Raw genomic sequence first — 25,236 nt, 5'->3', positions numbered from 1 at the left:
AATCGACCCGGCCGCACCGATACTGCAAAATGGGTCCGTTTTCGTCTCGCTTCCGGCGCGAGACGTTCCCGCCCCTCTGGAGCCAGTCGCGCATGACCACCCCGATTCTGCTGGCCTGGAGCGGCGGCAAGGATTGCCTGCTGGCGCTGCAGCGGCTGCAGGCCGATCCGGCCTGGCAGGTGGTCGGCCTGCTGACCACGCTCAACCGCAACTATCAGCGCGTGGCGATGCACGGCGTCCATCGCGAAGTGCTGCTGGCGCAGACCGCCGCGCTCGGCCTGCCGCTGGTCGAAGTCCTGCTGGACTGGCCCGGCAGCAACGAAGCCTACGAGGAAGCCCACGCCCGCGCGCTGGTCGAGGCCCGCATGCGCTGGCCCGGCATCCGCCACTGCGCGTTCGGCGACCTGTTCCTGGAGGACGTGCGCGACTACCGCGTGCGCCAGCTCGGCCGCGAGAACTGGCGCGCGGTGTTCCCGCTGTGGGGCGAGGACACGGCGGCGTTGTCGCGCCGCTTCGTGGGCGAGGGCCACCGCGCCGTGCTGTGCTGCGTGGACACCGGGCAACTGGACGCCGGCTTCTGCGGCCGCGACTACGATGCGGGCCTGCTCGACGCCCTGCCGGCCGGCGTGGATCCCTGCGGCGAACACGGCGAGTTCCACACGCTGAGCTACGCCGGACCGCTGTTCCGCCACCCGCTGCGGCTGCGCCGGGGCGAGTCGGTGCTGCGCGACGGGCGCTTCCAGTACACCGATTTCCTGCTCGATGAGCATGCCGGCCCGGCCTGACACCATCCTGCCCGACCTGCTGGCACCCGGATTGCGCCTGGTGTTCTGCGGCACCGCCGCCAGTGCGCGCTCGGCTGCCGAAGGAGCCTACTACGCGCATCCCGGCAACCTGTTCTGGCGCGCATTGTTCGACGCCGGGCTCACCCCGCGCCTGTTTGCGCCGGCCGAGTTCAGGCACCTGCTGCCGCTCGGCATCGGCCTCACCGACCTGGCCAAACACCACAGCGGCAACGACGCCGCACTGCCCCGCGACGCCTTCGACGCCGCCGCGCTGCGCCGCAAGATCCGGCGCTGTCGACCGCGCCTGCTCGCCTTCACCAGCAAGAACGCCGCCCGCGCGGTGCTGGGTGGCGCGCTCGACTACGGCATGCAGGAGGAAACCTTCGGCGCCACGCGCTTGTTCGTGCTGCCTTCGCCCTCCGGCCAGGCTCGCGGACACTGGAACCTGCAGCCGTGGCTGGCACTGGGTGCGTTGTACCGGGGCGATGGCGCGCGCTGACGCGTCCGCAGCTTCAGTTGACCGTCGTGGCCGGCGGTGCCGCTTCGATCGCCGCATCCAGCACCCCGCAATGCAGCGGCGGTTTCACCGAACCGGCCGGCAGCGCATGGGTATCGGTCGGCAGTTCACGGTTGGCCAGCGCGGCGGCGACCGCGCTGATGTCCGGCTCGCTCAACCGGCTGGCGACCTCGGCCATGCAGTCCGGCGCCACCGTGGCGCGGGTGTGCGTGCGCCATGAACCCAGTTGCGCGCTGACATAGTCGTAAGGCAGACCGACCAGCCCGGGAATCGACGGTTCCACGCCGGTCAACTGGCTGCCGTGGCAGCTGCTGCAGGCGGGAATGCGTCGCGACGGATCGCCCTTGTCCAGCAATTGTGCACCACGCTGCAACACCGCGGCGGGCACGGCAGGCGTCGGCGAGCGCGCGAACGGTACGCGCTGCACGGCGAAGTACTCGGCGATTTCCTGCATGTACGTCGGCGTCAGCTCGCGCACGGTGTATTCCATCGGAGCGTACTTGCGCAGACCGTCCTGGAAATCCTGCAGCTGCCGCGCCAGGTAGGCCGCCGGCTTGCCGGCCAGGCGCGGGAAATATCCGCTGGCCGCACGCCCCTCGCCCTGCTTCCCATGGCAGGTGGTGCAGGCGGCGATGCGCTGCTGCAAGGTATCGGGAATCGGGAGTCGGTCGGCGGCGCAACTGGCGGCGCCGTACCCGAGGGCGGCCGCAAACAGCATGGCGACACCGAACGGCTTGGCGTGACGCAGGCTGAGGTTCGTGATCATCCGACGATTGTACGCTGACGGCCGCAGCGCCCAAACCGCAACGGCGCTAAGCTGGCCGGGCGACCACACGCCGTGTCCCGAAATCGGGGGTTACCGTGAACCGTCCAGCCGTCCGTATCGCCGCACTGACCATCGCCTTGCTCCCGGGCCTCGCGTTGGCCACGGAAGCCACGTCGCCGGATGTCGCCTACGCGTCGATCGACCAACTCCAGCAACGCATGGATGCCGGCGCGCTGGACAGCCGCCAGCTGGCCCGCGCGTTGCTCGATCGCGTCCAGCGGATCGATCGCTCCGGCCCCACCCTGCGCGCAGTGATCGAGACGAACCCCGACGTGCTGCCGCTGGCCGACGCGCTCGACGCCAAGCGCACGAGATCCCACGGCCCGTTGTACGGCATCCCGGTGTTGCTCAAGGACAACATCGAGACCGGCGACCACATGCTCACCACCGCCGGCTCGCTCGCACTGATCGATGCACCGGCCGCACGCGACGCCAGCCTGGTCGAGCGGCTGCGCAAGGCCGGTGCGCTGATCCTCGGCAAGACCAACCTGAGCGAATGGGCGAACTTCCGTTCCAGTCACGCCAGCAGCGGCTGGAGCGGGCGCGGCGGGCAGACGAAGAACCCGTACGTGCTCGATCGCAATCCCTGCGGTTCCAGCGCCGGTTCCGCCGTCGCGGTGGCGGCCGGGCTCGCCACGGTGGCGATCGGCACCGAAACCGACGGCTCGATCATCTGCCCCGCGGCAATGAACGGCATCGTCGGCATCAAGCCCACCCTGGGCCTGGTCAGCCGCCGCGGCATCGTGCCGATCAGTCACAACCAGGACACCGCCGGCCCGATGGCGCGCAGCGTCGCCGACGCTGCGACCCTGCTCAGCGTGATCGCCGGCAGCGACCCGCGCGACCCGGCCACCCTGGAGGCCGACCGGCACGCCACTGACTACACGAAGTTCCTCGACCCGAACGGACTCAGGGGCAAGCGCATCGGCGTGGTGCGTCAGCTCGCCGGCGCCGAGCCGAACGCCGACCGCGTGCTGGCGCAGTCGATCGCATTGATGAAAGCGCAGGGCGCCATCGTCGTCGATCCGGTCACGCTGCCGCACCTGGCCGAACTCGGCGACCGGGAATTCACCGTGCTGCTGTACGACTTCAAGCACGACGTCAACGCCTATCTGGCCAACCGCCGCGGACTGAAGGTGCATACGCTGGCCGACCTGATCGCGTTCAACCAGGCGCATGCCGCCGAAGAAATGCCGTGGTTCGGTCAGGAATTGTTCGAAAAGGCCGAGCAGAAGGGGCCGCTCACGGATAAGGCCTATGCGGACGCGCTGGCCACGGCGAAGCGCCTGTCCGGGCCGGAAGGCATCGACGCGGCGCTCCAATCGCAGCAGTTGGACGCGCTGCTGGCGCCGTCGTGGGGCCCGGCTTTCGTCACCGACCCGGTGTTGGGCGATCACATCGTCAGCGGTGATCCGACCGTGGGCGGCGCCTCGCAACCGGCAGCCGTGGCCGGCTACCCGTCGATCACCGTGCCCGCCGGCTTCGCCCACGGCCTGCCGGTCGGCATCGTGCTGTTCGGCGCGAAGTGGAGCGAACCGGTGCTGATCTCGATCGCCTACGGTTTCGAGCAGCACGCCAAGGCATGGCAAGCGCCGCAGTTTCTGCCCACCGTGGGCGATCCGCCCGCGGCGTCCCCGCGCTGAGCATGCAGTGCGTCAGCCCGCCCCGCCGGTCGACTTGCGCACGATAAGCATCGCCAGCTCCAGCGACTGTTCGTAGTTCAGGCGCGGATCGACCATCGACCTGTAGGCGCGATCCAGGTCGCCCTCCTTGAGGTCGCGCGCGCCGCCGATGCACTCGGTCACGTCTTCGCCGGTCAGCTCCAGGTGCACGCCACCCAGCCGCGTGCCAGCCGCCGCGTGGATGTCGAAGGCTCGATCCAGTTCGCCACGGATGTTGTCGAAGCGGCGCGTCTTGTGGCCGTTCGAGGTGCTCTCGGTGTTGCCGTGCATGGGGTCCGCCACCCACAGCACGCGTCGACCTTCGCGCTTCACCGCGTCCAGCAGCGGCGGCAGCGCATCGGCGATCTTCGCCTGGCCCATCCGGTGGATCAGGGTCAGCCGGCCCGGCTCGGCGTGCGGATCGAGTGCGTCGATCAGCGGCAGCAGTTGATCGGGAGTCACCGAGGGGCCGATCTTGACCGCCACCGGATTGCGGATGCCTCGGAAGTACTCCACGTGCGCGCCATCCAGTGCAGCGGTGCGCATGCCGATCCACGGGAAATGCGTGGACAGGTTGAACCAGCCCGGATTGCGAGGTACCTGGCGAGTCAGGGCCTGTTCGTAATGCAGCAGCAGCGCCTCGTGCGAGGTGAAGAAATCCACCTTGGAGAAGCCGGCGATCGGGCCGGCCAGCGTCTCCATGAAGTGCAGCGAATCGCTGATCGCGGCGACCATCTGCCGGTACTCGGCGGCCAGCGGCGAATGCTCGACCCAGGCCAGGTCCCAATATTCGGGATGGCGCAGGTCGGCAAAACCGCCGTCTATCAACGCGCGCACGAAGTTCATCGTCAACGCCGAATGCGCATGCGCCTGGATCAACCGCTGCGGATCGGGACGCCGCGCGGCGGCGGTGAACTCCTGGCTGTTGACCACGTCGCCGCGAAAACTCGGCAGGCTCACGCCGTGGCGCGTTTCGCTATCGGCCGAACGCGGCTTGGCGTACTGCCCGGCAAAGCGCCCCACCCGCAGCACCGGCTTCTTCAGCCCGTGCACCAGCACCAGGCTCATCTGCAGCAGCACCTTCAGCCGGTTGGAAATCACCGGGCTGGTGCAGTCGGCGAAGCTCTCCGCGCAATCGCCACCCTGCAACAGGAAGCGCTTCCCTTCCTGCGCCTCGGCCACCGCCTCCTTGAGCGCCAGGATCTCCCACGAGGTGACCAGCGGCGGCAATCGGGCCAGGAGCGCACCTGCCTTGGCCAGCTCGACCGGGTCGTCGTAGCTCGGTTGCTGCAGGGCCGGACGACGCTGCCAGGAATCCGGCGTCCACGGCGCCGTGCCGGCACAAGCCACATCAGCAGCCACGACGCCGACGCCGGAATCCCGCAGCTTGTTCATGCGTGCGACGTCCGGCGGCGCACCGCCACCACCGTCAGCACGGCGAGCAGCACGAACCAAAGCAGCGTCCACGCCGGCATCGGCAAGCCCAGGATCGGCTCGACCGCCGCGCATTCGCCGGAACCGGTAAACACCATGCGCAACACCTTGGCAAACGGGAACGCGCTGAACATGTAATCGAGCGGCGGCCCGCAGGACGGAATCTGGTCGGCGGGCAGCGACTGGATCCACAGGTGCCGCGCCGCCACCACGATGCCGAACACCGCACCGATCCACACGCCCGCGGCATAGATCCAGCGCAGCCCGCCGCGCGGCGCATGCAAGGCGCCAAGCAGAAAGAACACGCCCATCACGATGAAGCCGACGCGCTGGAAGATGCACAGCGGGCACGGCGTCATTTCCCAGGCATATTCGGCATACAGCGCGAAGCCCATGAGGGCGGCGCACACCAGGAAACCGACGGCGAAACTGAAGCGGTACGACCAGCGCAATGGGTTCATAGGGGCTTTGCTGCGATGCGAAACGATGACATTACCCGTTCGGCGCAGCGCTGTCAGCACGCAATGCTGCAGCAACCGCGAAGACGGACCGGCGTCGGGCCGAAAACGCAAAACCCGGCACCAGGCCGGGTTTGCATGACGCTGCAGGCGACCGTCAGGTCGTCCGGCCGGCATCTCACTCCGCGTCGACGGACTCGACCTGCGGACGGCCCACCAGCTCGACGTACGCCATCGGCGCGTTGTCGCCGTCGCGGAAGCCGCACTTGAGAATGCGCAGGTAACCGCCGGGACGCTCCTTGTAACGCGGGCCCAGCTCGACGAACAGCTTGCCCACCGCTTCCTTGTCGCGCAGACGCGAGAACGCAAGGCGGCGATTGGCGACGCCATCGGTCTTGGCCATCGTGATCAGCGGCTCGGCGACGCGGCGAAGTTCCTTCGCCTTCGGCAGGGTGGTGCGGATCAGCTCATGCTTGAACAGCGACGAGGCCATGTTCTTGAACATCGCTTCGCGGTGGCTGCTGGTGCGGTTGAGCTTGCGTCCGGATTTCTGGTGGCGCATGACGGAATACTCTCTGTAGGTCTGTTGTTATGAAGTGTCGGCGCTTGTGTCCGACACCCCGCGGTTACCCGCTTTTATGTGAGCCCCATCGGAGCAGGCTCTTGTGAAAAGTGCGGCCATGGATGGCCGCTTCTGCTGCATGGCCAAGGTGCTGTACACACCCCGGCCAATATCCGGCTACAACAGCGATCAAGGAGGATCGCCCTAGCCCAGCTGCATGCCGTGCGAAAGCCCCGGCGGCGGCCAGTTTTCCAGCTTGGTGCCGAGGGACAGGCTGCGCCCGCCCAGGACATCCTTGATTTCGGTCAGCGACTTCTTGCCCAGGTTCGGCGTCTTCAACAGCTCGACCTCGGTCTTCTGCACCAGGTCGCCGATGTAGTAGATGCTCTCGGCCTTCAGGCAGTTCGCCGAACGCACGGTCAGCTCCAGATCGTCGATCGGACGCAGCAGCAGCGGCTCGAAGCCGCTCTTCTCGGCCTTGTCCGTGGCACTTTCGCGACGCGAGAAGTCACCGAACACCGACAGCTGGTCGTTGATGATCTCGGCGGCCTTGCGCACCGCGTCCTCGGCGTCGATGGTGCCGTTGGTCTCGATGTCCAGCACCAGCTTGTCAAGGTTGGTGCGCTGCTCGACACGCGCGGCGTCCACCTCGTAGGCCACCCGCAACACGGGCGCGAACGAGGCATCCAGCTGCAGGCGGCCGATCGGGCGCGCCTCGTCGTCAGGATGCTGGCGCGCGCTGGCCGGCTGGTAGCCGACGCCGCGACGCACCTTGAGGCGCATGTTGAGCGCGATGTCCTTGGTCAGGTGGCACAGGACATGCTCGGGGTTGACGATCTCCACCGTATGGTCGACCACGATGTCGCCGGCGGTCACCACGCCCTTGCCCTTCTTGGACAAGGTCAGGGTCACTTCATCGCCCGAATGCTGCCGGATCGCCACGTCCTTGAGGTTCAGCAGGACTTCGATGACGTCCTCCTGCAGGCCTTCAAGCGTGGTGTATTCGTGCAGCACGCCGTCGATTTCCACCTCGACGATGGCGCTGCCGGGGATCGAGGAGAGCAGCACGCGGCGCAGCGCGTTGCCCAGGGTATGGCCAAAGCCACGCTCGAGCGGCTCGACCACCACCTTGGCGCGGTTGGCTCCGAGCTGTTCGACGCTGAGGCCACGTGGCCGCAGCACACTAGTTGACGAAACTGCCATGCAGAGCTCCGGTTAATTACTTCGAGTAAAGCTCGATGATCAATGCTTCATTGATGTCGGACGGCAGGTCGCCGCGATCCGGCACCGACTTGAACGTGCCTTCGAACTTCTTGGAATCCACTTCGACCCAGACCGGGCGCAGGTCCATGGTGTCGAACACGGTGGCCGCTTCCTGCACGCGCAGCTGGCTGCGCGCCTTCTCGGTCAGCGCGATCGCGTCGCCCGGGCGCACCTGGTAGGAAGGAATGTTCACCTTCTTGCCGTTGACCAGCACCGCCTTGTGGGCAACCAGCTGGCGGGCCTGGGCGCGGGTGACCGCGAAGCCCATGCGGAACACGACGTTGTCCAGGCGGCTCTCGAGCAGACGCAGCAAGTTCTCGCCGGTATTGCCCTTGAGCGTGGTCGCCTTGGTGTAGTAGTTGCTGAACTGGCGCTCGAGCACGCCGTAGATACGCTTGACCTTCTGCTTCTCACGCAGCTGGACGGCGTAGTCGGACATGCGCATGCGCTTGTTCGCGCCATGCTGGCCGGGCTTGTTTTCCAGTTTGCACTTTGAATCCAGCGCACGCGCCGGGCTCTTCAGGCTGAGATCCGCACCTTCGCGCCGGGCGAGTTTGCAGGTAGCTCCACGATAACGGGCCATGTTTCTTCTCTTTCAGATAGTCCGGCCGCGGCCGGTGCTTGATTCTCGCGATCGAAGACGACCGCCCTCAGACACGCCGCTTCTTGGGGGGACGGCAGCCGTTGTGCGGGATCGGCGTGACGTCGATGATGTTGAGCACCTTGTAGCCCAGCGCATTCAGCGAACGCACCGCCGACTCGCGGCCCGGGCCGGGACCCTTGATGCGCACTTCCACCGTCTTCACGCCGTAGTCGCCCGCGGCGCGGCCGGCCTTCTCGGCGGCGACCTGTGCAGCGAACGGGGTGGACTTGCGCGAGCCGCGGAAACCGGCACCGCCGGCGGTCGCCCACGACAGGGCATTGCCCTGGCGATCGGTGATGGTAACGATGGTGTTGTTGAAGGAGGCCTGCACGTGGGCCACGGCATCCGTGACAACGCGCTTGATCTTCTTCTTGGTCTTGACCGGCTTAGCCATGGTTTGAAGGCTCTTCTCGATGAGTGCGGCCACGGATGGCCGCTTTTTTGATCTTCGCGGTCATCGGTGACCGCACAAATCCGCAGGCAATCACTTCTTGATTGCGCGACGCGGACCCTTGCGGGTACGCGCATTGGTACGGGTACGCTGCCCGCGAACCGGCAGGCCGCGACGATGACGCAGGCCGCGGTAGCAGCCAAGGTCCATCAGCCGCTTGATCGCCATGCCCACCTCGCGGCGCAGATCGCCTTCGACGGTGTACTTGGCGATCTCCAGGCGAATCTTTTCCACTTCGCCTTCGCTCAGCGACTTGATCTGGGTGGTGGGGACCACGCCCGCGTCCACGCAAACCTGCTTGGCGCGGCTGCGGCCGATACCATAAATGCTCTGCAGACCGACCCAGACGTGTTTCTGAACCGGCAAATTGACACCCGCAATGCGCGCCATGAGTACTCTCTCCGAATGCGTTTCGTGCGCGGTAAACGCGCAATTTTAACCTGAATTACCCGAACAGGAAAGCCCTGCGGCGCCAAGGCACCGCAACTCTCCGACCTGGAGCGTCCCTCGCCGCGTCAACTGCGACGGAGGTTGGCTTTCTTGAGCAAACTTTCGTACTGGTGACTGACCAGATGCGCCTGGATCTGCGCCGTGAAATCCATCACCACCACCACCACGATCAGCAGCGAGGTGCCGCCGAAATAGAACGGTACGTGCCACGCCTGCTGCATGAACGACGGCACCAGGCACACCAGCACCAGGTAGATCGCGCCGACCGCCGTCAGGCGTGTCATCACCGCGTCGATGTAGCTGCCCGTGGCCTTGCCCGGACGAATGCCGGGAATCAGGGCGCCGGAGCGCTTCAGGTTGTCCGCCGTCTCTTCCGCGTTGAACACGATCGCGGTGTAGAAGAATGCAAAACCGATCACCAGTACCGAAAAGGTGATTTCATACAACGGGTTGCCTGGACTCAGCGACTGCGTCAGATCCTGCACCCAGCGCGACGAATGACCCGTGCTGAACCAGCTCACCGCGGTGGCCGGGAACATCAGCAAGCTCGACGCAAAGATCGGCGGAATCACGCCCGACATGTTGATCTTCAGCGGCAGGCTGGAGCTCTGGTTCTGGTAGGCCTTCTGTCCGCCCGAACGTCGTGCGTAGTTCACCGTGATGCGCCGCTGGGCGCGCTCCACGAACACCACGAAGGCGGTCACGGCCAGCACCAGCCCGAACACCACCAGCAGCATGAGCAGCGACAGCTCACCGTTGTTGGCCATGCCCAGCGTGTGCACCACCGCGCCGGGCAAGCCGGCCACGATGCCGGCGAAGATCAGCAGCGAGATGCCGTTGCCGATGCCGCGCTCGGTCATCTGTTCGCCCAGCCACATCAGGAACATGGTGCCGGCGGTCAGGCCGACCACGGACGAGAACACGAAGCCGAAGCCCGGCGTGTACACCACCGGCGCGCCGCCCGCGGCCACCTGGCCCTGCAAGGCAACCGCAATGCCGAAGGACTGGAACGCCGCCAGCAGCACCGTGGCATAACGGGTGTACGCCGTCATCTTGCGCTTGCCGGCCTCGCCTTCCTTGCGCAGGGCCTGCAGGCTCGGCACCACCGCGCCCATCATCTGGAACACGATCGACGCCGAGATGTACGGAATCACGCCGAGCGCGAAGACCGAGAACCGCTCCAGCGCGCCGCCCGAGAACATGTTGAACATGTCCATCAGACCGTTGCCGTTGACCAGGTTCGTCATCGCCTCCGGGTTGACGCCCGGAACCGGAATGAACGAGCCGAGACGGAACACCATCAACGCACCCACCACGAACAGGATGCGCTGACGAAGCTCCGTCAGCTTGCCGAGTTTGCCCAGTGCGTTGCCCTTGGCTACGGCCACCGTCTTACTCCACGCTTCCGCCGGCCGCCTCGATGGCCGCCTTCGCGCCCGCCGTGGCCAGCAGACCGGACAGCTTCACCGCGCGACCGATCTCGCCCTTCAGCACTACCTTGACCTTCTTGGCGCGGCTGTCGATCAGGCCAGCCTGATGCAGCGCGACCACGTCGATCACGTCGCCCTTGAGGTTGGCCAGCTGATACAGGAAGACTTCCTGGCTCTGCGCCTTCAGCTTCGAGCGGAAGCCGACCTTCGGCAACCGGCGGTTCAGCGGCATTTGGCCGCCTTCGAAACCGAACTTGTGGGTGCCACCCGCGCGGGCATGCTGACCCTTGTGGCCGCGACCGGCCGTCTTGCCCAGGCCCGAACCGATGCCGCGACCCACGCGCAGGCGGGTCTTGCGGGAACCGGCGGCCGGCTTGATGTCATTCAGACGCATGATGATTACTCCTCGACCCGGACCAGGTAGTAGACCGTGTTGATCAGCCCACGCACCTGCGGGCTGTCCTTCAGCTCGCGCACGTCGTTGACCTTGCCCAGACCCAGCGCCTTGACGCTGAGGCGATGGCGCGCCTGCACGCCGCGCAGGCCCTTGACCAGGCGCACGCGCACGGTGGCAGCGGATTCGTTCTTCTTAGCCATTGCCCAGCACCTCTTCCAGACTCTTGCCCCGCTTGGCGGCGATCTTCTTGGGCGAGGCAACCGCCTGCAGGCCCTTGATGGTGGCGCGCACCAGGTTGATCGGATTGCGCGAACCGACGGCCTTGGCCAGCACGTTCTTGACGCCGACCACTTCCAGCACCGCACGCATGGCGCCGCCGGCGATCACGCCGGTACCTTCGGAAGCCGGCTGCATGTACACGCGGGCCGCACCATGGTTCGCCTTGATGGCGTACCACAGGGTGCCGTTGTTCAGTTCGATGTTGACCATCTGGCGGCGGGCACGCTCCATCGCCTTGGAAATGGCCACCGGCACTTCACGCGCCTTGCCATAGCCGAAGCCGACCTTGCCCTCGCCGTCACCGACCACGGTCAGTGCGGTGAAGCTCATCTGGCGGCCACCCTTGACGGTCTTGGCCACCCGGTTGACGGCAATCAGCTTCTCGAGCAGGCCGTCCGAATTTTCGCGATCGTTAGAAGACATGTTCTATTCCGTGTGCCCGGACCATCCGGGACTTTTGCTTGCGGCTTGGCCGCTTGTAGTTGTATGTGCTGCCAGGATCAGCAACCGGATTGGCGACTCGCGGAAGCGGGCTCTTTCGAATCCCGAATCCCGCGCCCCGCATCCCGGCGCCTCAGAACTTCAGGCCCGCCTCGCGCGCCGCCTCGGCAAGCGCCTTGATGCGGCCGTGATAGCGGAAACCGGAGCGGTCGAACGCCACCGACTCCACACCGGCAGCCTTCGCGCGCTCGGCCACAGCCTTGCCCACGGCCGCCGCAGCAGCCAGGTTCTTGGTGCCCTTCAGGCCTTCGGCGACCGACTTTTGCACGGTGGAGGCAGCCGCTACCACGTTCTTGCCGGAGGCGTCGAACACCTGCGCATAAAGATGCTGCCCGGTGCGATGCACCGACAGGCGGGCCACGCCCAGCTTGCGGATGTGGCTGCGGGTGGACTTGGCGCGGCGCAGGCGATTTTCGTTCTTGTTCATCTCTCAATTCCTCGAAAGCGGATCGGCTCGGATGGCTGTCATCTGCTCTTTGTGAAAAGTCCGGCCATGGATGACCGGTCTCTACGCGCAGGGACAGCGCATTTACGCCTTCTTGGCTTCCTTCAGGGTGATCTTCTCGCCGGCATAGCGCACGCCCTTGCCCTTGTAGGGTTCGGGTGGGCGGAAGCCGCGAATCTTGGCTGCGACCTGGCCGACGACCTGCTTGTCGGTGCCCTTGATCAGCACTTCGGTCTGGGTCGGCGTTTCGATGCTGATGCCCTCGGGCGCGTCGAACACCACCGGGTGGGAGAAGCCCAGGCTGAGGCTCAGCGCCTTGCCCTGCATGGCGGCGCGATAACCGACGCCGACCAGCTCAAGCTTGCGCTCGTAACCCTGCGAGACGCCGGTGACCATGTTGGCGATCAGCGCACGCGCCGTACCGCCGAACTTGTCGTCCACGCCTTCGCCCAGCGTGACATTCGCCACGCCGCCGTCGACGGCGACCGTGACGCCCGGCAGCTGATGCACGGACAAGGTGCCCTTCGGGCCCTTCACCGAAATGTTGCCTCCGGCGATCGTCAGCTCGACGCCCTTCGGCAGGGAAATGGGTTGTTTGGCTACACGTGACATTGAAAGACTCCTTATGCCACTTGGCCGATGACTTCGCCGCCCAGGCCCTTGGCACGGGCCTGCGCATCGGTCAACAGACCAGCGGAAGTCGAGATGATCGAAATGCCCAAGCCGCCGAGGACCTTCGGCAGCTCGTCCTTGCCGCGGTAAACGCGCAGGCCGGAACGGCTGACACGGGAAATGTTCTCGATGGCGGGCTGACCGTCGAAATACTTGAGCTTGATCTCGAGCACCGGCTTGCCTTCCTCGACGGAAGTCTTGGCGTCGAGGATGTAGCCCTCGTTCTTGAGAAGGTCGGCGATGGCCACCTTCAGTTTCGACGACGGCATACGCACGACCGGCTTGCCCGTGGCCTGGGCATTGCGGACGCGCGTGAACAGATCGGCGATGGGATCAGTCATGCTCATGAAAACATCCTTCAGAGTGCACCGATATCCGATAAAACCGGAAATCAATCAGATTGTGAGCCGGCAAAGAAGCCAGCCTGCGTTGCGCAGACCGCCGACTATAGCAGCAATTTCGGGTTTTGGCGAACATCGGATGCGTTAGTCGCATCCACCGGTGGCATGCGGTGCCGCCGGTCGGATCGGTGCGCCGGAACAGCCGACGCGCCGATCCTGCAGGTTGTGAATTACCAGCTGGCCTTGCGCAGGCCCGGCACGTCGCCGCGCATGGTGGCTTCGCGCAGCTTGTTGCGACCCAGGCCGAACTTCGCGTAGACGGCGCGCGGACGACCGGTCAGGGCGCAACGCGTCCGCACGCGAACCGGGCTGGCATCGCGCGGAAGCTTCTGCAGGCTCGCCTGCGCTTCCATCTTCTCGTCGTACGAAGCCGTCGGGTTGAGCACGATCGCTTTCAGTTCGGCGCGCTTGGCGGCGTACTTCTTGATCAGCTTGGCCCGCTTGACGTCGCGGTTCACCATTGATTTCTTGGCCATAATTTATCGCTGCTCTTTCAAAGAGTCCGGCCGCGGACGGCCGGGTTCGTCAAGGATGACCGCTCAGTTCCGGAACGGGAAGCTGAAGGCCGTCAACAGGGCCTTCGCCTCGTTGTCGGTTCGCGCCGTCGTGGTGATGGAGATATCCATGCCGCGCAGAGCATCCACCTGGTCGAAATCGATCTCGGGGAAGATGATCTGTTCCTTGATGCCGAAGTTGTAGTTGCCGCGACCGTCGAACGCCTTGGCCGAAACACCGCGGAAGTCGCGCACGCGCGGCAGCGAGATGTTGATCAGGCGATCGAGGAACTCCCACATCTGCGCACGGCGCAACGTGACCTTGCAGCCGATCGGCCAGCCGTCGCGGATCTTGAACGAAGCCACCGAAACGCGGGCCTTCGTGGTGATCGGCTTCTGGCCGGCGATCTTGGCCATGTCGGCCACGGCGTTCTCGAGCACTTTCTTGTTGCCCGCCGCTTCGCCCACGCCCATGTTCAGCGTGATCTTGGTGATGCGGGGAACCTGCATCACGTTCTGGTAGCCGAACTGCTCGGTGAGCTTGCCGATTACCTGGTCTTTATAGAATTTTTCAAGGCGCGTCATGATCGTGTTCCTTACGCGTCCACGACCTCGCCATTCGAACGGAACACGCGGACCTTGCGCCCATCAGCGAGCGTTTTGGAACCGACGCGTTCACCCTTGTTCGTGGCGGGGTTGAACAGCTGCACATTGGAGAGATGGATCGAGGCTTCACGCTCGACGATACCGCCAGCCTGGTTGGCCTGCGGGTTCGGCTTGGTGTGACGCTTGACCAGATTCACGTTGGAGACGAATACGCGATCGCCTGCAACACGCAGCACGTCGCCGCGCTGACCCTTGTTCTTGCCGGTGATCACGAGGACCTGATCACCCTTGCGGATACGGTTCATTGTCTTGACTCCGCTTCAGAGCACTTCGGGCGCGAGCGAGACGATCTTCATGAACTTCTCGTTGCGCAGCTCGCGGGTAACCGGCCCGAAGATACGGGTACCGATCGGCTCGAGCTTGTTGTTGAGGAGGACAGCCGCATTGCCGTCGAAACGGATCAGCGAACCGTCGGGACGGCGCACGCCCTTGGCAGTACGCACCACCACTGCGTTGTACACCTCGCCCTTCTTCACCTTGCCGCGGGGAATGGCATCCTTCACGGTGACCTTGATCACGTCACCGATCGAGGCGTAACGGCGCTTGGAGCCGCCGAGCACCTTGATGCACATCACTTCCTTGGCGCCGCTGTTGTCCGCTGCGGAAAGCGTGCTTTGCATCTGGATCATGGCTGCACCCTCCCTTTAGACGTTGGCGCGCGTGATGATTTCAACCACGCGGTGATGTTTGGTCTTGGACAACGGACGGCACTCGGCGATACGCACGAGATCACCCTCGTTCGCGCCCAGGTCGTCCTGCGCATGCAGCTTGGTCGACCGACGAATGGTCTTGCCCAGCAGCCAATGCTGCTCCTGGCGCTCGACCAGGACGGTGACCGTCTTGTCCATCTTGTTGCTGGTGACGCGACCCTCGAGGGTGCGTGCCTTCTTCTGGTTCTCGCTCATCTCGGCCGTCCCTTACTTCTTGCTGCCGAGCACGAATTTCGTGCGGGCGATGTCACGCCGAACGCGGCGAAGCTGGTGCGGCTGGGTGAGCTGGCCGGAACCTTTTTGCATGCGCAGGTTGAACTGCTCCTTGCGCAGGTCCAGCAGATGCTGGTTCAGCTCGTCGGCCGACTGGTTGTTGATATCTTTGCTGGCCATCACATCACCGCCCGTGTCACAAACTGGGTCTGCACCGAGAGCTTGGCGGCGGCCAGGCGGAACGCCTCGCGTGCCGTCGTCTCGTCGACGCCCTCGATTTCATACAGCATGCGGCCGGGCTGGATCGGGGCGACCCAGAACTCGACGCCGCCCTTGCCCGCGCCCATGCGCACTTCGATCGGCTTCTTGGTGATCGGCTTGTCCGGGAACACGCGGATCCACAGTTTGCCGCCACGCTTGACAAAGCGGGTGATGCAACGACGAGCCGCCTCGATCTGGCGCGCGGTGAGCGCACCATGCGTGGTCGCCTTCAGGCCGTACTCGCCGAAGCTGACGAGGTTGGAGCACTGGGCCAGACCGTCGTTGCGGCCTTTGAACTGCTTGCGGTACTTGGTTCGCTTGGGTTGCAACATGGCAACTCTCCCTTACTTCGCAGACCGCTCGCGACGGCCTTCACCGGCCTCGCGACGCGAATCATTACGACGGCCTTCGCCACCTTCACGGCGCGACGGCGACGGTTCGTCCTTCGACTCCTGGCTGGCAGCGGCCAGATCGAAGATCTCGCCCTTGTACACCCAGACCTTGATGCCGATGATGCCGTAGGTGGTGCTCGCCTCGGCGAAACCGTAGTCGATGTCGGCGCGCAGCGTATGCAGCGGCACGCGACCCTCGCGGCTCCACTCGGAGCGGGCGATCTCGGCGCCGTTCAAGCGGCCGGAGACGTTGATCTTGATGCCCAGGGCGCCCAGGCGCATCGCGTTGCCGACCGAGCGCTTCATCGCGCGGCGGAACATGATGCGGCGCTCCAGCTGCTGCGCGATGGACTCTGCCACCAGCTGCGCGTCCAGCTCGGGCTTGCGCACCTCGTTGACGTTGATGTGCGTCGGGACGCCCATCATGTCGCTGACTTCCTTGCGCAGCTTCTCGATGTCCTCGCCCTTCTTGCCGATCACCACGCCCGGGCGGGCAGTGTGGATCGTCACGCGCGCGGTCTTGGCCGGGCGCTCGATCTGGATCTTCGAGATGCCGGCGGCGGCCAGCTTCTTCTTCAGCATGTCGCGGACCTTGATGTCGGCCACGAGATACTTGGCGTAATCGCCCTTGTTGGCGAACCACTTCGCGTTCCAGTCCTTGGCAATGCCGAGGCGGATACCGGTGGGATGAACTTTATGACCCATCGTCTATATCCTCAGTCAGTTGCCGACAACCACAGTGATGTGGCTGGTACGTTTCAGGATGCGCGAACCGCGGCCCTTGGCGCGGGCGTACATGCGCTTCATCGCCGGACCTTCGTCGACGAAGATGCTGGACACCTTCAGCTCGTCGACGTCGGCACCGAGATTGTTCTCGGCGTTGGCGACGGCCGACAGCAGCACCTTGCGAACCAGGTGCGCAGCCTTCTTGTTGGTATAGGTGAGCACGTCGCTGGCCCGGCCCACGGGAAGCCCGCGGACGAGGTCGGCCACCAGGCGTGCCTTTTGCGCCGAAATGCGGGCGCCGCGCAGGATCGCTTTGGCTTCAGTGCTCATCACTTGCCCTTCTTGTCGCCGACATGGCCTTTGAACGTGCGGGTCACCGCGAACTCGCCGAGCTTGTGCCCGACCATGTTCTCGTTGATCAGGACGGGCACGTGCTGACGGCCGTTGTGGATGGCGATGGTCAAGCCGACCATTTCCGGCAGGATCATCGAGCGGCGCGACCAGGTCTTGATCGGGCGCTTGTTGTTGGCGGAAACCGCAGCTTCCACCTTCTTCGCGAGGTGAAGGTCTACGAAGGGACCTTTCTTCAAAGAGCGAGGCATGTCGGCTTCCTGTTACTTGGTACGACGACGCACGATGAAGTGCTGCGTGCGCTTGTTGTTGCGGGTCTTGTAGCCCTTGGCCGGCGTGCCCCACGGGCTGACCGGATGACGACCGCCGGAGGTCTTGCCTTCGCCGCCACCGTGCGGGTGGTCGACCGGGTTCATCACCACGCCGCGGACGGTCGGGCGAATACCTACCCAGCGCTTGGCGCCGGCCTTGCCCAGCTTCTTCAGGCTGTGCTCGCCGTTGCCGACTTCGCCGATGGTGGCGCGGCAATCGACCGAGACGCGACGCATCTCGCCGGAGCGAAGGCGCAACGTGGCGTAACCGGACTCGCGGGCAACCAACTGCACCGAGGCGCCGGCGCTGCGGGCGATCTGCGCGCCCTTGCCGGGACGCAGCTCCACGCAGTGGATCGTGCTGCCCATCGGGATGTTGCGCAGCTGCAGGCAGTTGCCGGCCTTGATCGGCGCCTCGCGACCCGACACCAGGCGATCGTCCACCTGCACGCCCTTGGGCGCGATGATGTAGCGACGCTCGCCATCGGCGTAGCACAGCAGCGCGATGTGCGCGGTGCGGTTGGGATCGTATTCGATGCGCTCGACGCGGGCGGCGATGCCTTCCTTGTCACGCTTGAAGTCGATGATGCGGTAATGCTGCTTGTGACCGCCGCCACGATGACGCGTGGTGATCCGGCCATGATGGTTGCGGCCGCCGGTACGGGATTGCGCCTCGGTCAAAGGAGCGTAGGGCGCGCCCTTGTACAGGCCTTCCGTGCGGACGCTGACTGCGTCGCGGCGACCCGGCGAGGTCGGCTTGTGGTTGATTAGTGCCATTTCACAGAACTCCTGGCTCAGGCCTTGGCGGACACGTCGATGGCCTGGCCATCGGCAAGACGCACGTAGGCCTTGCGCTTGCCCTGGCGATTGCCAGCGCGGAAACGGAAGGACTTGACCTTGCCCTTGACGTTGACGAGGTTCACCTGCTCGACCTTGACGTCGAACAGCTTTTCCACCGCAGCGCGGACATCGGCCTTGGTCGCCGCGGGGGCGACCAGGAACACATACTGGTTGTGCTCGGCAAGACGCGCCGACTTCTCGGAGATATGCGGCGCACGCAGCGTATCGAGAATGCGTTCGTTGCTCATGCCAGCCACTCCTCGATCTTCTTCACCGCATCGACCGTGACCACCACGTGGTCGGAGCCGACGAGGCTGACGGGGTTCAGGCCCATGACATCCAGCACATGGATGTAGGGGATGTTGCGCGCAGCCAGGAACACGGATTCGGAGGCATCCTCGGACACCAGCAACACGCGACCGGACACGTCCAGCTCGGCCAGCTTGGCGACCATCGCGGAGGTCTTCGGCGTCTCGATGCCGAAGCTCTCGACCACCTTCAGGCGACCCTGGCGAACCAGCTCGGAAAAGATCGAGCGGATCGCGACGCGATAAGCCTTGCGGTTGACCTTCTGCTCGTAGCTGCGCGGCTTGGCGGCGAACGTGACACCACCACCGACGAAGATCGGGGCACGGTAGTCACCGTGGCGGGCGCCGCCGCCCTTCTGCTTCTTGAACTTCTTGGTGGTGCCGGACATTTCGCCGCGGGATAGCTGCGCCTTGGTACCGGCGCGGCCAGCGGCCTGATAGGCAACCACGACCTGGTGCACCAGGGCCTTCTTGTACTCGCCGCCGAACACTTCGTCCGACACGCTGAGCGGCTTGGCACCCATGACATTGAGTTCCATGGTGTCTCTCCTCAGCTCTTGGTCGTCGGGCGGATGACGACGTCGCTACCGGTGGCACCCGGTACCGCACCCTTGACCGCGATCAGATGACGCTCGGCGTCGACCTTGACCACTTCCAGGCCCTGCTGGGTACGATTCACGTTGCCCATCTGGCCGGCCATCTTCTTGCCGGGGAACACGCGACCCGGGGTCTGGCGCTGACCGATCGAGCCCGGTGCGCGATGCGACAGCGAGTTGCCGTGGGTAGCGTCGCCCATCTTGAAGTTCCAGCGCTTGATCGTGCCCTGGAAGCCCTTGCCCTTCGACACGCCGGCGACATCCACGATCTGGCCGACGGAGAACACGTCGTCCGCCTTGATCTCCGAGCCCACCGCGTACTTGCCGAGATCCTCGGCAGCAACGCGGAACTCCCACAGACCGCGACCCGGCTCGACCTTCGCCTTCGCGTAGTGGCCCTTCAGCGGCTGCGTCAGCAGGTTCGCACGCTTGCTGCCTGCGGAAACCTGGACGGCGCTGTAGCCATCGTTGTCGTCCGTCTTCACCTGGGTCACGCGGTTCGGCGTCGCTTCAATCAGCGTCACCGGAATCGAGCGGCCGTCTTCAGTGAAGAGTCGGCTCATGCCGCATTTGCGGCCAACCAATCCGATACTCATCTTCGTATCCTGTCTGTCGCTCAACCGAGCTTGATCTGAACATCGACGCCAGCGGCGAGATCAAGCTTCATGAGCGCGTCCACGGTCTTGTCGTTCGGGTCGACGATGTCGAGTACACGCTTGTGCGTACGGGTCTCGTACTGGTCGCGTGCATCCTTGTCGACGTGCGGCGACGTCAGAATGGTGTAACGCTCGATCTTGGTCGGGAGGGGAATCGGGCCGAGTACCGTGGCACCCGTGCGCTTAGCCGTCTCGACGATCTCGCTGGCGGAGCGGTCGATCAGTCGATGATCGTATGCCTTCAGCCGAATGCGAATCTTCTGGTTCGCCATAACCGTGTCCTGTTGTCGAAAGAACGTTCTGTGATGCCGGAGCGGCTTCTCACCACTCCGCACTGCCCTTTTGCCACTTGTCCGGGGCCCTCGATGATCTGCCGGCCCCTTTGAAAAACACCAGGCGAGCATCGATCCGCTCGCCTGGCACAATCCGAATCTCGCGCAAAACGACGTGTCAACAGGGCTAGCCCCGCGATCACGTCGACTTGCGAAGGCCGATCCACGGCCAGCGAACTCGAAGCACGTCCTGTGCCTCATTTCGCGGTTGGTCGTCCAGAAACACGTCTGTCCGACAAGTGAGCTGCGAAGTATACCGGTAAATCCGGGATTAGTGAAGAGGTGCGAAACAACTTCGCCCTCGACTCGCCCCGGCGTGAACCGGCGCGGCGCAGCCGCGGCCGGTTCAACGGCGGGAGTTGTCCCGGCAGCGCGTGGTTCCGTTCGTCCCGCGACCTCGTGACCTTTACTTCAGCCATCCTCCCTGATGGCAAAGATCAAACCGGCATCCATGCCGGAATTCCCGCAAGAACCGTTACTTGATGACCTTGGCCACCACGCCGGCGCCGACGGTGCGACCGCCTTCGCGGATGGCGAAACGCAGGCCTTCGTCCATCGCGATCGGGTGGATCAGGCTCACCACCATCTTCACGTTGTCGCCCGGCATCACCATTTCCACGCCTTCCGGCAGGGTCACGGCACCGGTCACGTCGGTCGTGCGGAAGTAGAACTGCGGGCGATAGCCCTTGAAGAACGGCGTGTGACGGCCACCCTCGTCCTTCGACAGCACATACACTTCGGCCTCGAAGTCCGTGTGCGGGGTGATCGTGCCCGGCTTGGCCAGCACCTGGCCACGCTCCACGTCGTCGCGCTTCAGGCCGCGCAGCAGCAGGCCGGCATTGTCGCCCGCCTGGCCCTGGTCCAGCAGCTTGCGGAACATCTCCACGCCGGTGACCGTGGTCTTCTGCGTGTCGCGGATGCCGACCACTTCGATTTCGTCGCCCACCTTGATCACGCCGCGCTCGATACGACCGGTCACCACGGTGCCGCGGCCGGAGATTGAGAACACGTCTTCCACCGGCATCAGGAACGGCTTGTCGATCGTGCGCACCGGCTCGGGAATGTAGCTGTCCAGCGCGTCCACCAGCTTGATGATCGCCGGCACGCCGATTTCGCTCTGGTCGCCTTCCAGCGCCTTCAGCGCCGAACCATGAATGATCGGGGTGTCGTCGCCCGGGAAGTCGTACTTGCTCAGCAGCTCGCGCACTTCCATCTCGACCAGTTCGAGCAGCTCGGCGTCATCGACCATGTCCGCCTTGTTCAGGAACACCACGATGTACGGCACGCCGACCTGGCGCGACAGCAGGATGTGCTCGCGCGTCTGCGGCATCGGGCCGTCCGCGGCCGAGCACACCAGGATCGCGCCGTCCATCTGCGCCGCACCGGTGATCATGTTCTTCACGTAGTCCGCGTGGCCGGGGCAGTCGACGTGCGCGTAGTGACGGGTCGGCGACTCGTATTCCACGTGCGCGGTCGAGATCGTGATGCCGCGCGCCTTCTCTTCCGGCGCCGCGTCGATCGCGCTGTAGTCCTTGAATTCTCCACCGAAACGCTCGGCACCGACCTTCGTCAGCGCCGCCGTCAGCGTCGTCTTGCCGTGATCCACGTGACCAATCGTGCCGACGTTGACGTGCGGCTTGGTGCGTTCGAATTTACCCTTTGCCATGACTTGAGACCTCTAGCTGGAACGTTCGTCAGTGCGGCGTCCGCCGCGTCGCTTTCAATCTACGCGACCCGTCGAAGGTCGCACTGCTTTTCTTGAAGAGTACGGCCATGGATGGCCGCTGTTTGATCTTGCTCTTGCGATCAGGACGATCGCGCCAATCAGGCCTTCTTGATCACCTGCTCGGCGATGTTGTTCGGTGCCTCGGCGTAGTGGTCGAATTCCATCGTGAAGGTTGCACGGCCCTGGGTCAGCGAGCGGATGGTGGTCGCATAGCCGAACATCTCGCCCAGCGGAACCATCGCGTCGATGGTCTTGCCCGACGGCGTGTCGTCCTGGCCCTGAAGCAGGCCGCGACGGCGGCTCATGTCGCCCATCACGTCACCGACATATTCCTCCGGAGTCACCACCTCGACCTTCATGATCGGCTCGAGCAGCACCGGATTGGCCTTGTTGAAGCCCTGCTTGAACGCCATCGAGGCGGCCAGCTTGAACGCCATTTCCGACGAGTCGACGTCGTGGTACGAACCGAACACCAGCTTCACCTTGACGCCCACCACCGGGAACCCGGCAAGCGGACCGCTGGTGATGGTCTCGCGCAGGCCCTTCTCGACCGAGGGGATGAACTCCTTCGGGATCACGCCGCCGGTGATCTCGTTGACGAACAGGAAATCGTCCTTGACGTCCGGGCTCTTGCGCTCCTCTTCCGTCATCGGCGACAGCTCGATCACGACGTGGCCGTACTGACCCTTGCCGCCCGACTGCTTGGCGTGCTTGTAGTCCGACTTGACGTCCGAAGCGCGGATCGTCTCGCGGTAAGCCACCTGCGGCTTGCCGACATTGGCCTCGACGTTGAACTCGCGGCGCATGCGATCGACCAGGATGTCCAGGTGCAGCTCGCCCATGCCGGAGATGATGGTCTGACCGGATTCCTCGTCGGTACGGACGCGGAACGACGGATCTTCGGCAGCCAGGCGACCCAGCGCGATGCCCATCTTTTCCTGGTCCGACTTGGTCTTCGGCTCGACCGCCATCGAAATCACCGGCTCCGGGAACGTCATCCGCTCCAGGGTAATCACGTGATCCTGCGCGCACAGCGTGTCGCCGGTGGTCACGTCCTTGAGGCCGACCGCGGCGGCGATGTCGCCGGCACGCACTTCCTTCAGCTCGTGACGCTCGTTCGCGTGCATCTGCAGGATGCGGCCGATGCGCTCCTTCTTGCTCTTGACCGGGTTGTACACGGCGTCGCCCGAGTTCAGCGTGCCCGAGTAGACACGGAAGAACGTCAGCGAGCCCACGAACGGGTCGGTCATGATCTTGAACGCCAGCGCGGAGAACGGCGCGGCGTCATCGGCCTTGCGCGTGGCCGCCTGCTCGTTCTCGTCGATACCGGCCACCGGTGGGCGGTCGGCCGGCGACGGCAACAGCTGCACCACGGCGTCGAGCATCGCCTGCACGCCCTTGTTCTTGAACGCGGTACCGCAGAACACGGGAATGATCTCGTTGGCGAGCGTGCGCTGACGCAGGCCGGCAATGATCTCCTCGGTGGAGAGGTCGCCGCCTTCGAGGTACTTGTTCATCAGTTCTTCGGTGGCTTCCGCAGCGGATTCCACCATGAAGGAATGCGCCTCGGCCGCCTTGTCGGCCAGCTCGGCGGGGATGTCGTTCAGCTCGAACTTCATGCCCTGGGTTTCCATGTCCCAGCTGATCGCCTTCATGCGCAACAGGTCGATCACGCCGGTGAAGTTGTCCTCGGCACCGATCGGCACCTGCATCGGCACCGGGTGGGCACCGAGGCGCGACTTCAGCTGGCCGACGACCTTCTCGAAATTGGCGCCGGTGCGATCCATCTTGTTGACGAACGCAAGGCGCGGCACCTTGTACTTGTTGGCCTGGCGCCACACGGTCTCGGACTGCGGCTGCACGCCACCGACCGCGCACAGCACGAATACGGCGCCGTCGAGCACGCGCAGCGAGCGCTCCACCTCGATGGTGAAGTCGACGTGTCCGGGGGTGTCGATGATGTTGAAGCGATGCTGCTCCATCGAACCATCCATGCCCTTCCAGAAGGCCGTGGTAGCCGCGGAGGTGATGGTGATGCCGCGCTCCTGCTCCTGCTCCATCCAGTCCATGGTGGCCGCGCCGTCATGCACCTCGCCGATCTTGTGGCTGACGCCGGTGTAGAACAGGATGCGCTCCGTGGTCGTGGTCTTGCCGGCATCGATGTGGGCCATGATGCCGAAGTTGCGGTAGCGGTCGAGGGGAGTGTTGCGTGCCATGGATGATTACCTTTGCCGGGCAGCCCTGCCCCATGTCTGGACGCGGCCGTCCGGGCCGAGAGCTTGTGAGAAATCCGCCCTTGAAGGCGGCTTGCTTTTGGCCGCCATTGAAGCGGCCCGGTATCCCTGGTCCGCCATGGACGGCGGCTTTTGTCGCTCGCCGCCACTGTTTGGCGGCAAGCGCAACTTCAATTACCAGCGATAGTGCGAGAAGGCCTTGTTGGCCTCGGCCATGCGGTGCGTCTCTTCACGCTTCTTGGCGGCGCCGCCGCGGCTTTCGGAGGCCTCCAGCAGCTCGGCAGCCAGCTTGCGCGGCATCGAGGTTTCGCCACGCTTGCGGGCAGCATCGATGACCCAGCGCATCGCCAGCGCCATGCGACGGCCCGGACGCACCTCGACCGGCACCTGGTAGGTGGCACCACCCACGCGGCGGGACTTCACCTCGACCGCCGGGGCGATGTTGTTCAGTGCCTTCTCGACCAGGGCCACCGGCTCGGCATTCTTTTCGCCGATGTGCTGCAGCGCACCGTAAACGATGCTCTCAGCCACGGACTTCTTGCCGCTCTTCATCACCATGTTGATGAAGCGGGCAATCAGCTGGCTGCCATGCTTGGGATCCGGCAGAACCAGACGGGCGGGATGTGAACCTTTGCGCGACATGTTTGTTGTCCGTTGTTTTCGCAGGCAACCCTGCCCGCACGAAAAGCAGCCGTTATGGCCGCATCGATGTTTTTGCAGGCATCCCGCCTGCGAAGCCAAAGCGCCCGTCCATGGCCGCACTTTCCAGATGTCTCACTCTTGCAGGTGCCCGACCCGGCAACCCGGGCGGTCGACCCTGCCCGCCTGCCTGGCAGGCCCGGGCGTTACTTCTTCGGGCGCTTGGCGCCGTACTTGGAACGCGACTGGCGGCGCTTGGTCACGCCGGCGCAATCGAGGCTGCCGCGCACCGTGTGGTAGCGCACACCCGGCAGGTCCTTGACACGGCCGCCGCGGATCAGCACCACGGAGTGCTCCTGCAGGTTGTGCCCTTCACCGCCGATGTAGCTGATGACCTCGAAACCGTTGGTCAGGCGCACCTTGGCGACCTTGCGCAGGGCCGAGTTCGGCTTTTTCGGGGTGGTGGTGTAAACGCGCGTGCAGACGCCGCGGCGCTGCGGGCTGCTCTGCAAGGCCGGCGAACCGCTCTTGTAGGTCTTGGGACTGCGGTTCTTGCGCACCAACTGGTTGACTGTCGTCATGCGTAGCTGTTCCTGAAAACATAAA

At 64.7% G+C, this 25,236-nt stretch carries 37 protein-coding genes; 3 read left to right on the top strand and 34 right to left on the bottom strand.

Annotation, left to right across the window (positions count from 1 at the left end; genetic code table 11):
- Window positions 1–92: 92 nt before the first annotated feature.
- On the top strand, window positions 93–785 hold the full coding sequence (locus ACVCL9_RS01975) for a Dph6-related ATP pyrophosphatase (protein WP_447099327.1): 693 nt from the start codon (window positions 93–95) through the stop codon (window positions 783–785).
- Complete coding sequence (locus tag ACVCL9_RS01970) at window positions 763–1,284, top strand: mismatch-specific DNA-glycosylase (RefSeq protein WP_447099328.1); 522 nt, start codon at window positions 763–765, stop codon at window positions 1,282–1,284. Before ACVCL9_RS01975 ends, ACVCL9_RS01970 begins: the two co-directional genes overlap by 23 nt.
- A gap of 13 nt (window positions 1,285–1,297) precedes the next feature.
- On the opposite strand, the gene ACVCL9_RS01965 is transcribed toward ACVCL9_RS01970, so the two are convergent.
- The gene (locus ACVCL9_RS01965) at window positions 1,298–2,068 is read right to left on the bottom strand and encodes a c-type cytochrome (RefSeq protein ID WP_447099329.1); all 771 of its coding nucleotides are present in this window, start codon (window positions 2,066–2,068) and stop codon (window positions 1,298–1,300) included.
- Window positions 2,069–2,163: 95 nt separating this feature from the next.
- On the opposite strand from ACVCL9_RS01965, the gene ACVCL9_RS01960 reads away from it, so the two are divergent.
- Window positions 2,164–3,771 carry an amidase gene (locus ACVCL9_RS01960; protein ID WP_447099330.1) on the top strand — a complete coding sequence of 536 codons (1,608 nt, stop codon included), beginning with the start codon at window positions 2,164–2,166 and terminating at the stop codon, window positions 3,769–3,771.
- 12 nt (window positions 3,772–3,783) lie between these two features.
- Here the strand turns inward: ACVCL9_RS01960 and ACVCL9_RS01955 are convergent, their stop codons facing one another.
- From ACVCL9_RS01955 to rpsL, 33 genes are all read right to left on the bottom strand, one after another.
- On the bottom strand, window positions 3,784–5,184 hold the full coding sequence (locus ACVCL9_RS01955) for a class II 3-deoxy-7-phosphoheptulonate synthase (protein WP_447099331.1): 1,401 nt from the start codon (window positions 5,182–5,184) through the stop codon (window positions 3,784–3,786).
- Complete coding sequence (locus ACVCL9_RS01950; protein ID WP_447099544.1) at window positions 5,181–5,744, bottom strand: disulfide bond formation protein B; 564 nt, start codon at window positions 5,742–5,744, stop codon at window positions 5,181–5,183. The genes ACVCL9_RS01955 and ACVCL9_RS01950 overlap by 4 nt, the downstream gene beginning before the upstream one ends.
- A gap of 115 nt (window positions 5,745–5,859) precedes the next feature.
- Window positions 5,860–6,243 carry a 50S ribosomal protein L17 gene (gene rplQ / locus ACVCL9_RS01945; protein WP_395117285.1) on the bottom strand — a complete coding sequence of 128 codons (384 nt, stop codon included), beginning with the start codon at window positions 6,241–6,243 and terminating at the stop codon, window positions 5,860–5,862.
- Window positions 6,244–6,447: 204 nt separating this feature from the next.
- The gene (locus ACVCL9_RS01940) at window positions 6,448–7,446 is read right to left on the bottom strand and encodes a DNA-directed RNA polymerase subunit alpha (protein ID WP_395117283.1); all 999 of its coding nucleotides are present in this window, start codon (window positions 7,444–7,446) and stop codon (window positions 6,448–6,450) included.
- 16 nt (window positions 7,447–7,462) lie between these two features.
- On the bottom strand, window positions 7,463–8,089 hold the full coding sequence (gene rpsD / locus ACVCL9_RS01935; protein ID WP_136259073.1) for a 30S ribosomal protein S4: 627 nt from the start codon (window positions 8,087–8,089) through the stop codon (window positions 7,463–7,465).
- 67 nt (window positions 8,090–8,156) lie between these two features.
- Complete coding sequence (rpsK, locus tag ACVCL9_RS01930) at window positions 8,157–8,543, bottom strand: 30S ribosomal protein S11 (protein ID WP_007513384.1); 387 nt, start codon at window positions 8,541–8,543, stop codon at window positions 8,157–8,159.
- Window positions 8,544–8,633: 90 nt separating this feature from the next.
- Window positions 8,634–8,990: a 30S ribosomal protein S13 gene (gene rpsM / locus ACVCL9_RS01925; RefSeq protein ID WP_136259074.1), complete on the bottom strand. Its 357-nt coding sequence runs from the start codon at window positions 8,988–8,990 to the stop codon at window positions 8,634–8,636.
- A 125-nt stretch (window positions 8,991–9,115) separates the two neighbouring features.
- The gene (secY, locus tag ACVCL9_RS01920) at window positions 9,116–10,438 is read right to left on the bottom strand and encodes a preprotein translocase subunit SecY (RefSeq protein ID WP_395117281.1); all 1,323 of its coding nucleotides are present in this window, start codon (window positions 10,436–10,438) and stop codon (window positions 9,116–9,118) included.
- Window positions 10,439–10,442: 4 nt separating this feature from the next.
- A complete protein-coding gene (rplO, locus tag ACVCL9_RS01915) occupies window positions 10,443–10,880 on the bottom strand; it encodes a 50S ribosomal protein L15 (RefSeq protein ID WP_447099479.1) in 438 nt (145 codons plus the stop codon).
- Window positions 10,880–11,077: a 50S ribosomal protein L30 gene (rpmD, locus tag ACVCL9_RS01910; protein WP_136259077.1), complete on the bottom strand. Its 198-nt coding sequence runs from the start codon at window positions 11,075–11,077 to the stop codon at window positions 10,880–10,882. The genes rplO and rpmD overlap by 1 nt, the downstream gene beginning before the upstream one ends.
- Entirely contained in the window at window positions 11,070–11,579 is a 510-nt protein-coding gene (rpsE, locus tag ACVCL9_RS01905; protein WP_136259078.1) for a 30S ribosomal protein S5, read from the bottom strand. Before rpsE ends, rpmD begins: the two co-directional genes overlap by 8 nt.
- A gap of 151 nt (window positions 11,580–11,730) precedes the next feature.
- Window positions 11,731–12,084, bottom strand: a complete 354-nt coding sequence (rplR, locus tag ACVCL9_RS01900) for a 50S ribosomal protein L18 (protein WP_136259079.1) — start codon at window positions 12,082–12,084, stop codon at window positions 11,731–11,733.
- Between the two features lie 102 nt (window positions 12,085–12,186).
- Window positions 12,187–12,714: a 50S ribosomal protein L6 gene (gene rplF / locus ACVCL9_RS01895; RefSeq protein ID WP_447099333.1), complete on the bottom strand. Its 528-nt coding sequence runs from the start codon at window positions 12,712–12,714 to the stop codon at window positions 12,187–12,189.
- 11 nt (window positions 12,715–12,725) lie between these two features.
- On the bottom strand, window positions 12,726–13,121 hold the full coding sequence (rpsH, locus tag ACVCL9_RS01890) for a 30S ribosomal protein S8 (protein WP_395117275.1): 396 nt from the start codon (window positions 13,119–13,121) through the stop codon (window positions 12,726–12,728).
- Window positions 13,122–13,345: 224 nt separating this feature from the next.
- Entirely contained in the window at window positions 13,346–13,651 is a 306-nt protein-coding gene (rpsN, locus tag ACVCL9_RS01885) for a 30S ribosomal protein S14 (protein ID WP_447099334.1), read from the bottom strand.
- 63 nt (window positions 13,652–13,714) lie between these two features.
- A complete protein-coding gene (gene rplE / locus ACVCL9_RS01880; RefSeq protein ID WP_395121356.1) occupies window positions 13,715–14,257 on the bottom strand; it encodes a 50S ribosomal protein L5 in 543 nt (180 codons plus the stop codon).
- Between the two features lie 8 nt (window positions 14,258–14,265).
- Window positions 14,266–14,580 (bottom strand): 50S ribosomal protein L24, encoded by a 315-nt coding sequence (gene rplX / locus ACVCL9_RS01875; RefSeq protein WP_136259084.1) that lies wholly within the window; start codon window positions 14,578–14,580, stop codon window positions 14,266–14,268.
- Between the two features lie 15 nt (window positions 14,581–14,595).
- Window positions 14,596–14,964 (bottom strand): 50S ribosomal protein L14, encoded by a 369-nt coding sequence (rplN, locus tag ACVCL9_RS01870; RefSeq protein WP_395117270.1) that lies wholly within the window; start codon window positions 14,962–14,964, stop codon window positions 14,596–14,598.
- 15 nt (window positions 14,965–14,979) lie between these two features.
- A complete protein-coding gene (gene rpsQ, locus ACVCL9_RS01865; protein ID WP_136259086.1) occupies window positions 14,980–15,240 on the bottom strand; it encodes a 30S ribosomal protein S17 in 261 nt (86 codons plus the stop codon).
- 12 nt (window positions 15,241–15,252) lie between these two features.
- Window positions 15,253–15,438: a 50S ribosomal protein L29 gene (gene rpmC, locus ACVCL9_RS01860; protein WP_136259087.1), complete on the bottom strand. Its 186-nt coding sequence runs from the start codon at window positions 15,436–15,438 to the stop codon at window positions 15,253–15,255.
- The gene (rplP, locus tag ACVCL9_RS01855; protein ID WP_136259088.1) at window positions 15,438–15,851 is read right to left on the bottom strand and encodes a 50S ribosomal protein L16; all 414 of its coding nucleotides are present in this window, start codon (window positions 15,849–15,851) and stop codon (window positions 15,438–15,440) included. The genes rpmC and rplP overlap by 1 nt, the downstream gene beginning before the upstream one ends.
- A gap of 12 nt (window positions 15,852–15,863) precedes the next feature.
- Window positions 15,864–16,616 carry a 30S ribosomal protein S3 gene (gene rpsC, locus ACVCL9_RS01850; RefSeq protein ID WP_136259089.1) on the bottom strand — a complete coding sequence of 251 codons (753 nt, stop codon included), beginning with the start codon at window positions 16,614–16,616 and terminating at the stop codon, window positions 15,864–15,866.
- A 15-nt stretch (window positions 16,617–16,631) separates the two neighbouring features.
- Entirely contained in the window at window positions 16,632–16,967 is a 336-nt protein-coding gene (gene rplV, locus ACVCL9_RS01845; RefSeq protein WP_007082179.1) for a 50S ribosomal protein L22, read from the bottom strand.
- The gene (gene rpsS, locus ACVCL9_RS01840; protein WP_108473256.1) at window positions 16,967–17,239 is read right to left on the bottom strand and encodes a 30S ribosomal protein S19; all 273 of its coding nucleotides are present in this window, start codon (window positions 17,237–17,239) and stop codon (window positions 16,967–16,969) included. Before rpsS ends, rplV begins: the two co-directional genes overlap by 1 nt.
- A 12-nt stretch (window positions 17,240–17,251) precedes the next feature.
- Window positions 17,252–18,076, bottom strand: coding sequence for a 50S ribosomal protein L2 (gene rplB / locus ACVCL9_RS01835; protein ID WP_395117268.1), 825 nt, complete (start codon window positions 18,074–18,076; stop codon window positions 17,252–17,254).
- Window positions 18,077–18,093: 17 nt separating this feature from the next.
- Window positions 18,094–18,387, bottom strand: coding sequence for a 50S ribosomal protein L23 (rplW, locus tag ACVCL9_RS01830; protein WP_395117266.1), 294 nt, complete (start codon window positions 18,385–18,387; stop codon window positions 18,094–18,096).
- Window positions 18,384–18,986, bottom strand: coding sequence for a 50S ribosomal protein L4 (gene rplD / locus ACVCL9_RS01825; protein WP_395117264.1), 603 nt, complete (start codon window positions 18,984–18,986; stop codon window positions 18,384–18,386). The genes rplW and rplD overlap by 4 nt, the downstream gene beginning before the upstream one ends.
- A gap of 11 nt (window positions 18,987–18,997) precedes the next feature.
- Window positions 18,998–19,639: a 50S ribosomal protein L3 gene (gene rplC / locus ACVCL9_RS01820; RefSeq protein WP_395117262.1), complete on the bottom strand. Its 642-nt coding sequence runs from the start codon at window positions 19,637–19,639 to the stop codon at window positions 18,998–19,000.
- Between the two features lie 20 nt (window positions 19,640–19,659).
- Window positions 19,660–19,971, bottom strand: a complete 312-nt coding sequence (gene rpsJ, locus ACVCL9_RS01815; protein ID WP_007082173.1) for a 30S ribosomal protein S10 — start codon at window positions 19,969–19,971, stop codon at window positions 19,660–19,662.
- Window positions 19,972–20,506: 535 nt separating this feature from the next.
- Complete coding sequence (gene tuf / locus ACVCL9_RS01810; RefSeq protein WP_395117250.1) at window positions 20,507–21,697, bottom strand: elongation factor Tu; 1,191 nt, start codon at window positions 21,695–21,697, stop codon at window positions 20,507–20,509.
- 158 nt (window positions 21,698–21,855) lie between these two features.
- Window positions 21,856–23,973, bottom strand: coding sequence for an elongation factor G (gene fusA, locus ACVCL9_RS01805; protein ID WP_395117261.1), 2,118 nt, complete (start codon window positions 23,971–23,973; stop codon window positions 21,856–21,858).
- A 192-nt stretch (window positions 23,974–24,165) separates the two neighbouring features.
- Complete coding sequence (gene rpsG, locus ACVCL9_RS01800) at window positions 24,166–24,633, bottom strand: 30S ribosomal protein S7 (protein WP_007514548.1); 468 nt, start codon at window positions 24,631–24,633, stop codon at window positions 24,166–24,168.
- 203 nt (window positions 24,634–24,836) lie between these two features.
- Window positions 24,837–25,211: a 30S ribosomal protein S12 gene (rpsL, locus tag ACVCL9_RS01795; RefSeq protein WP_007083021.1), complete on the bottom strand. Its 375-nt coding sequence runs from the start codon at window positions 25,209–25,211 to the stop codon at window positions 24,837–24,839.
- Window positions 25,212–25,236: the final 25 nt, after the last annotated feature.

The sequence above is a fragment of the Rhodanobacter sp. UC4438_H5 genome (assembly GCF_052978405.1).
The sequence above is the reverse complement of the archived record's forward strand: the minus strand, read 5'-3'. Positions and strand labels throughout refer to the sequence as shown.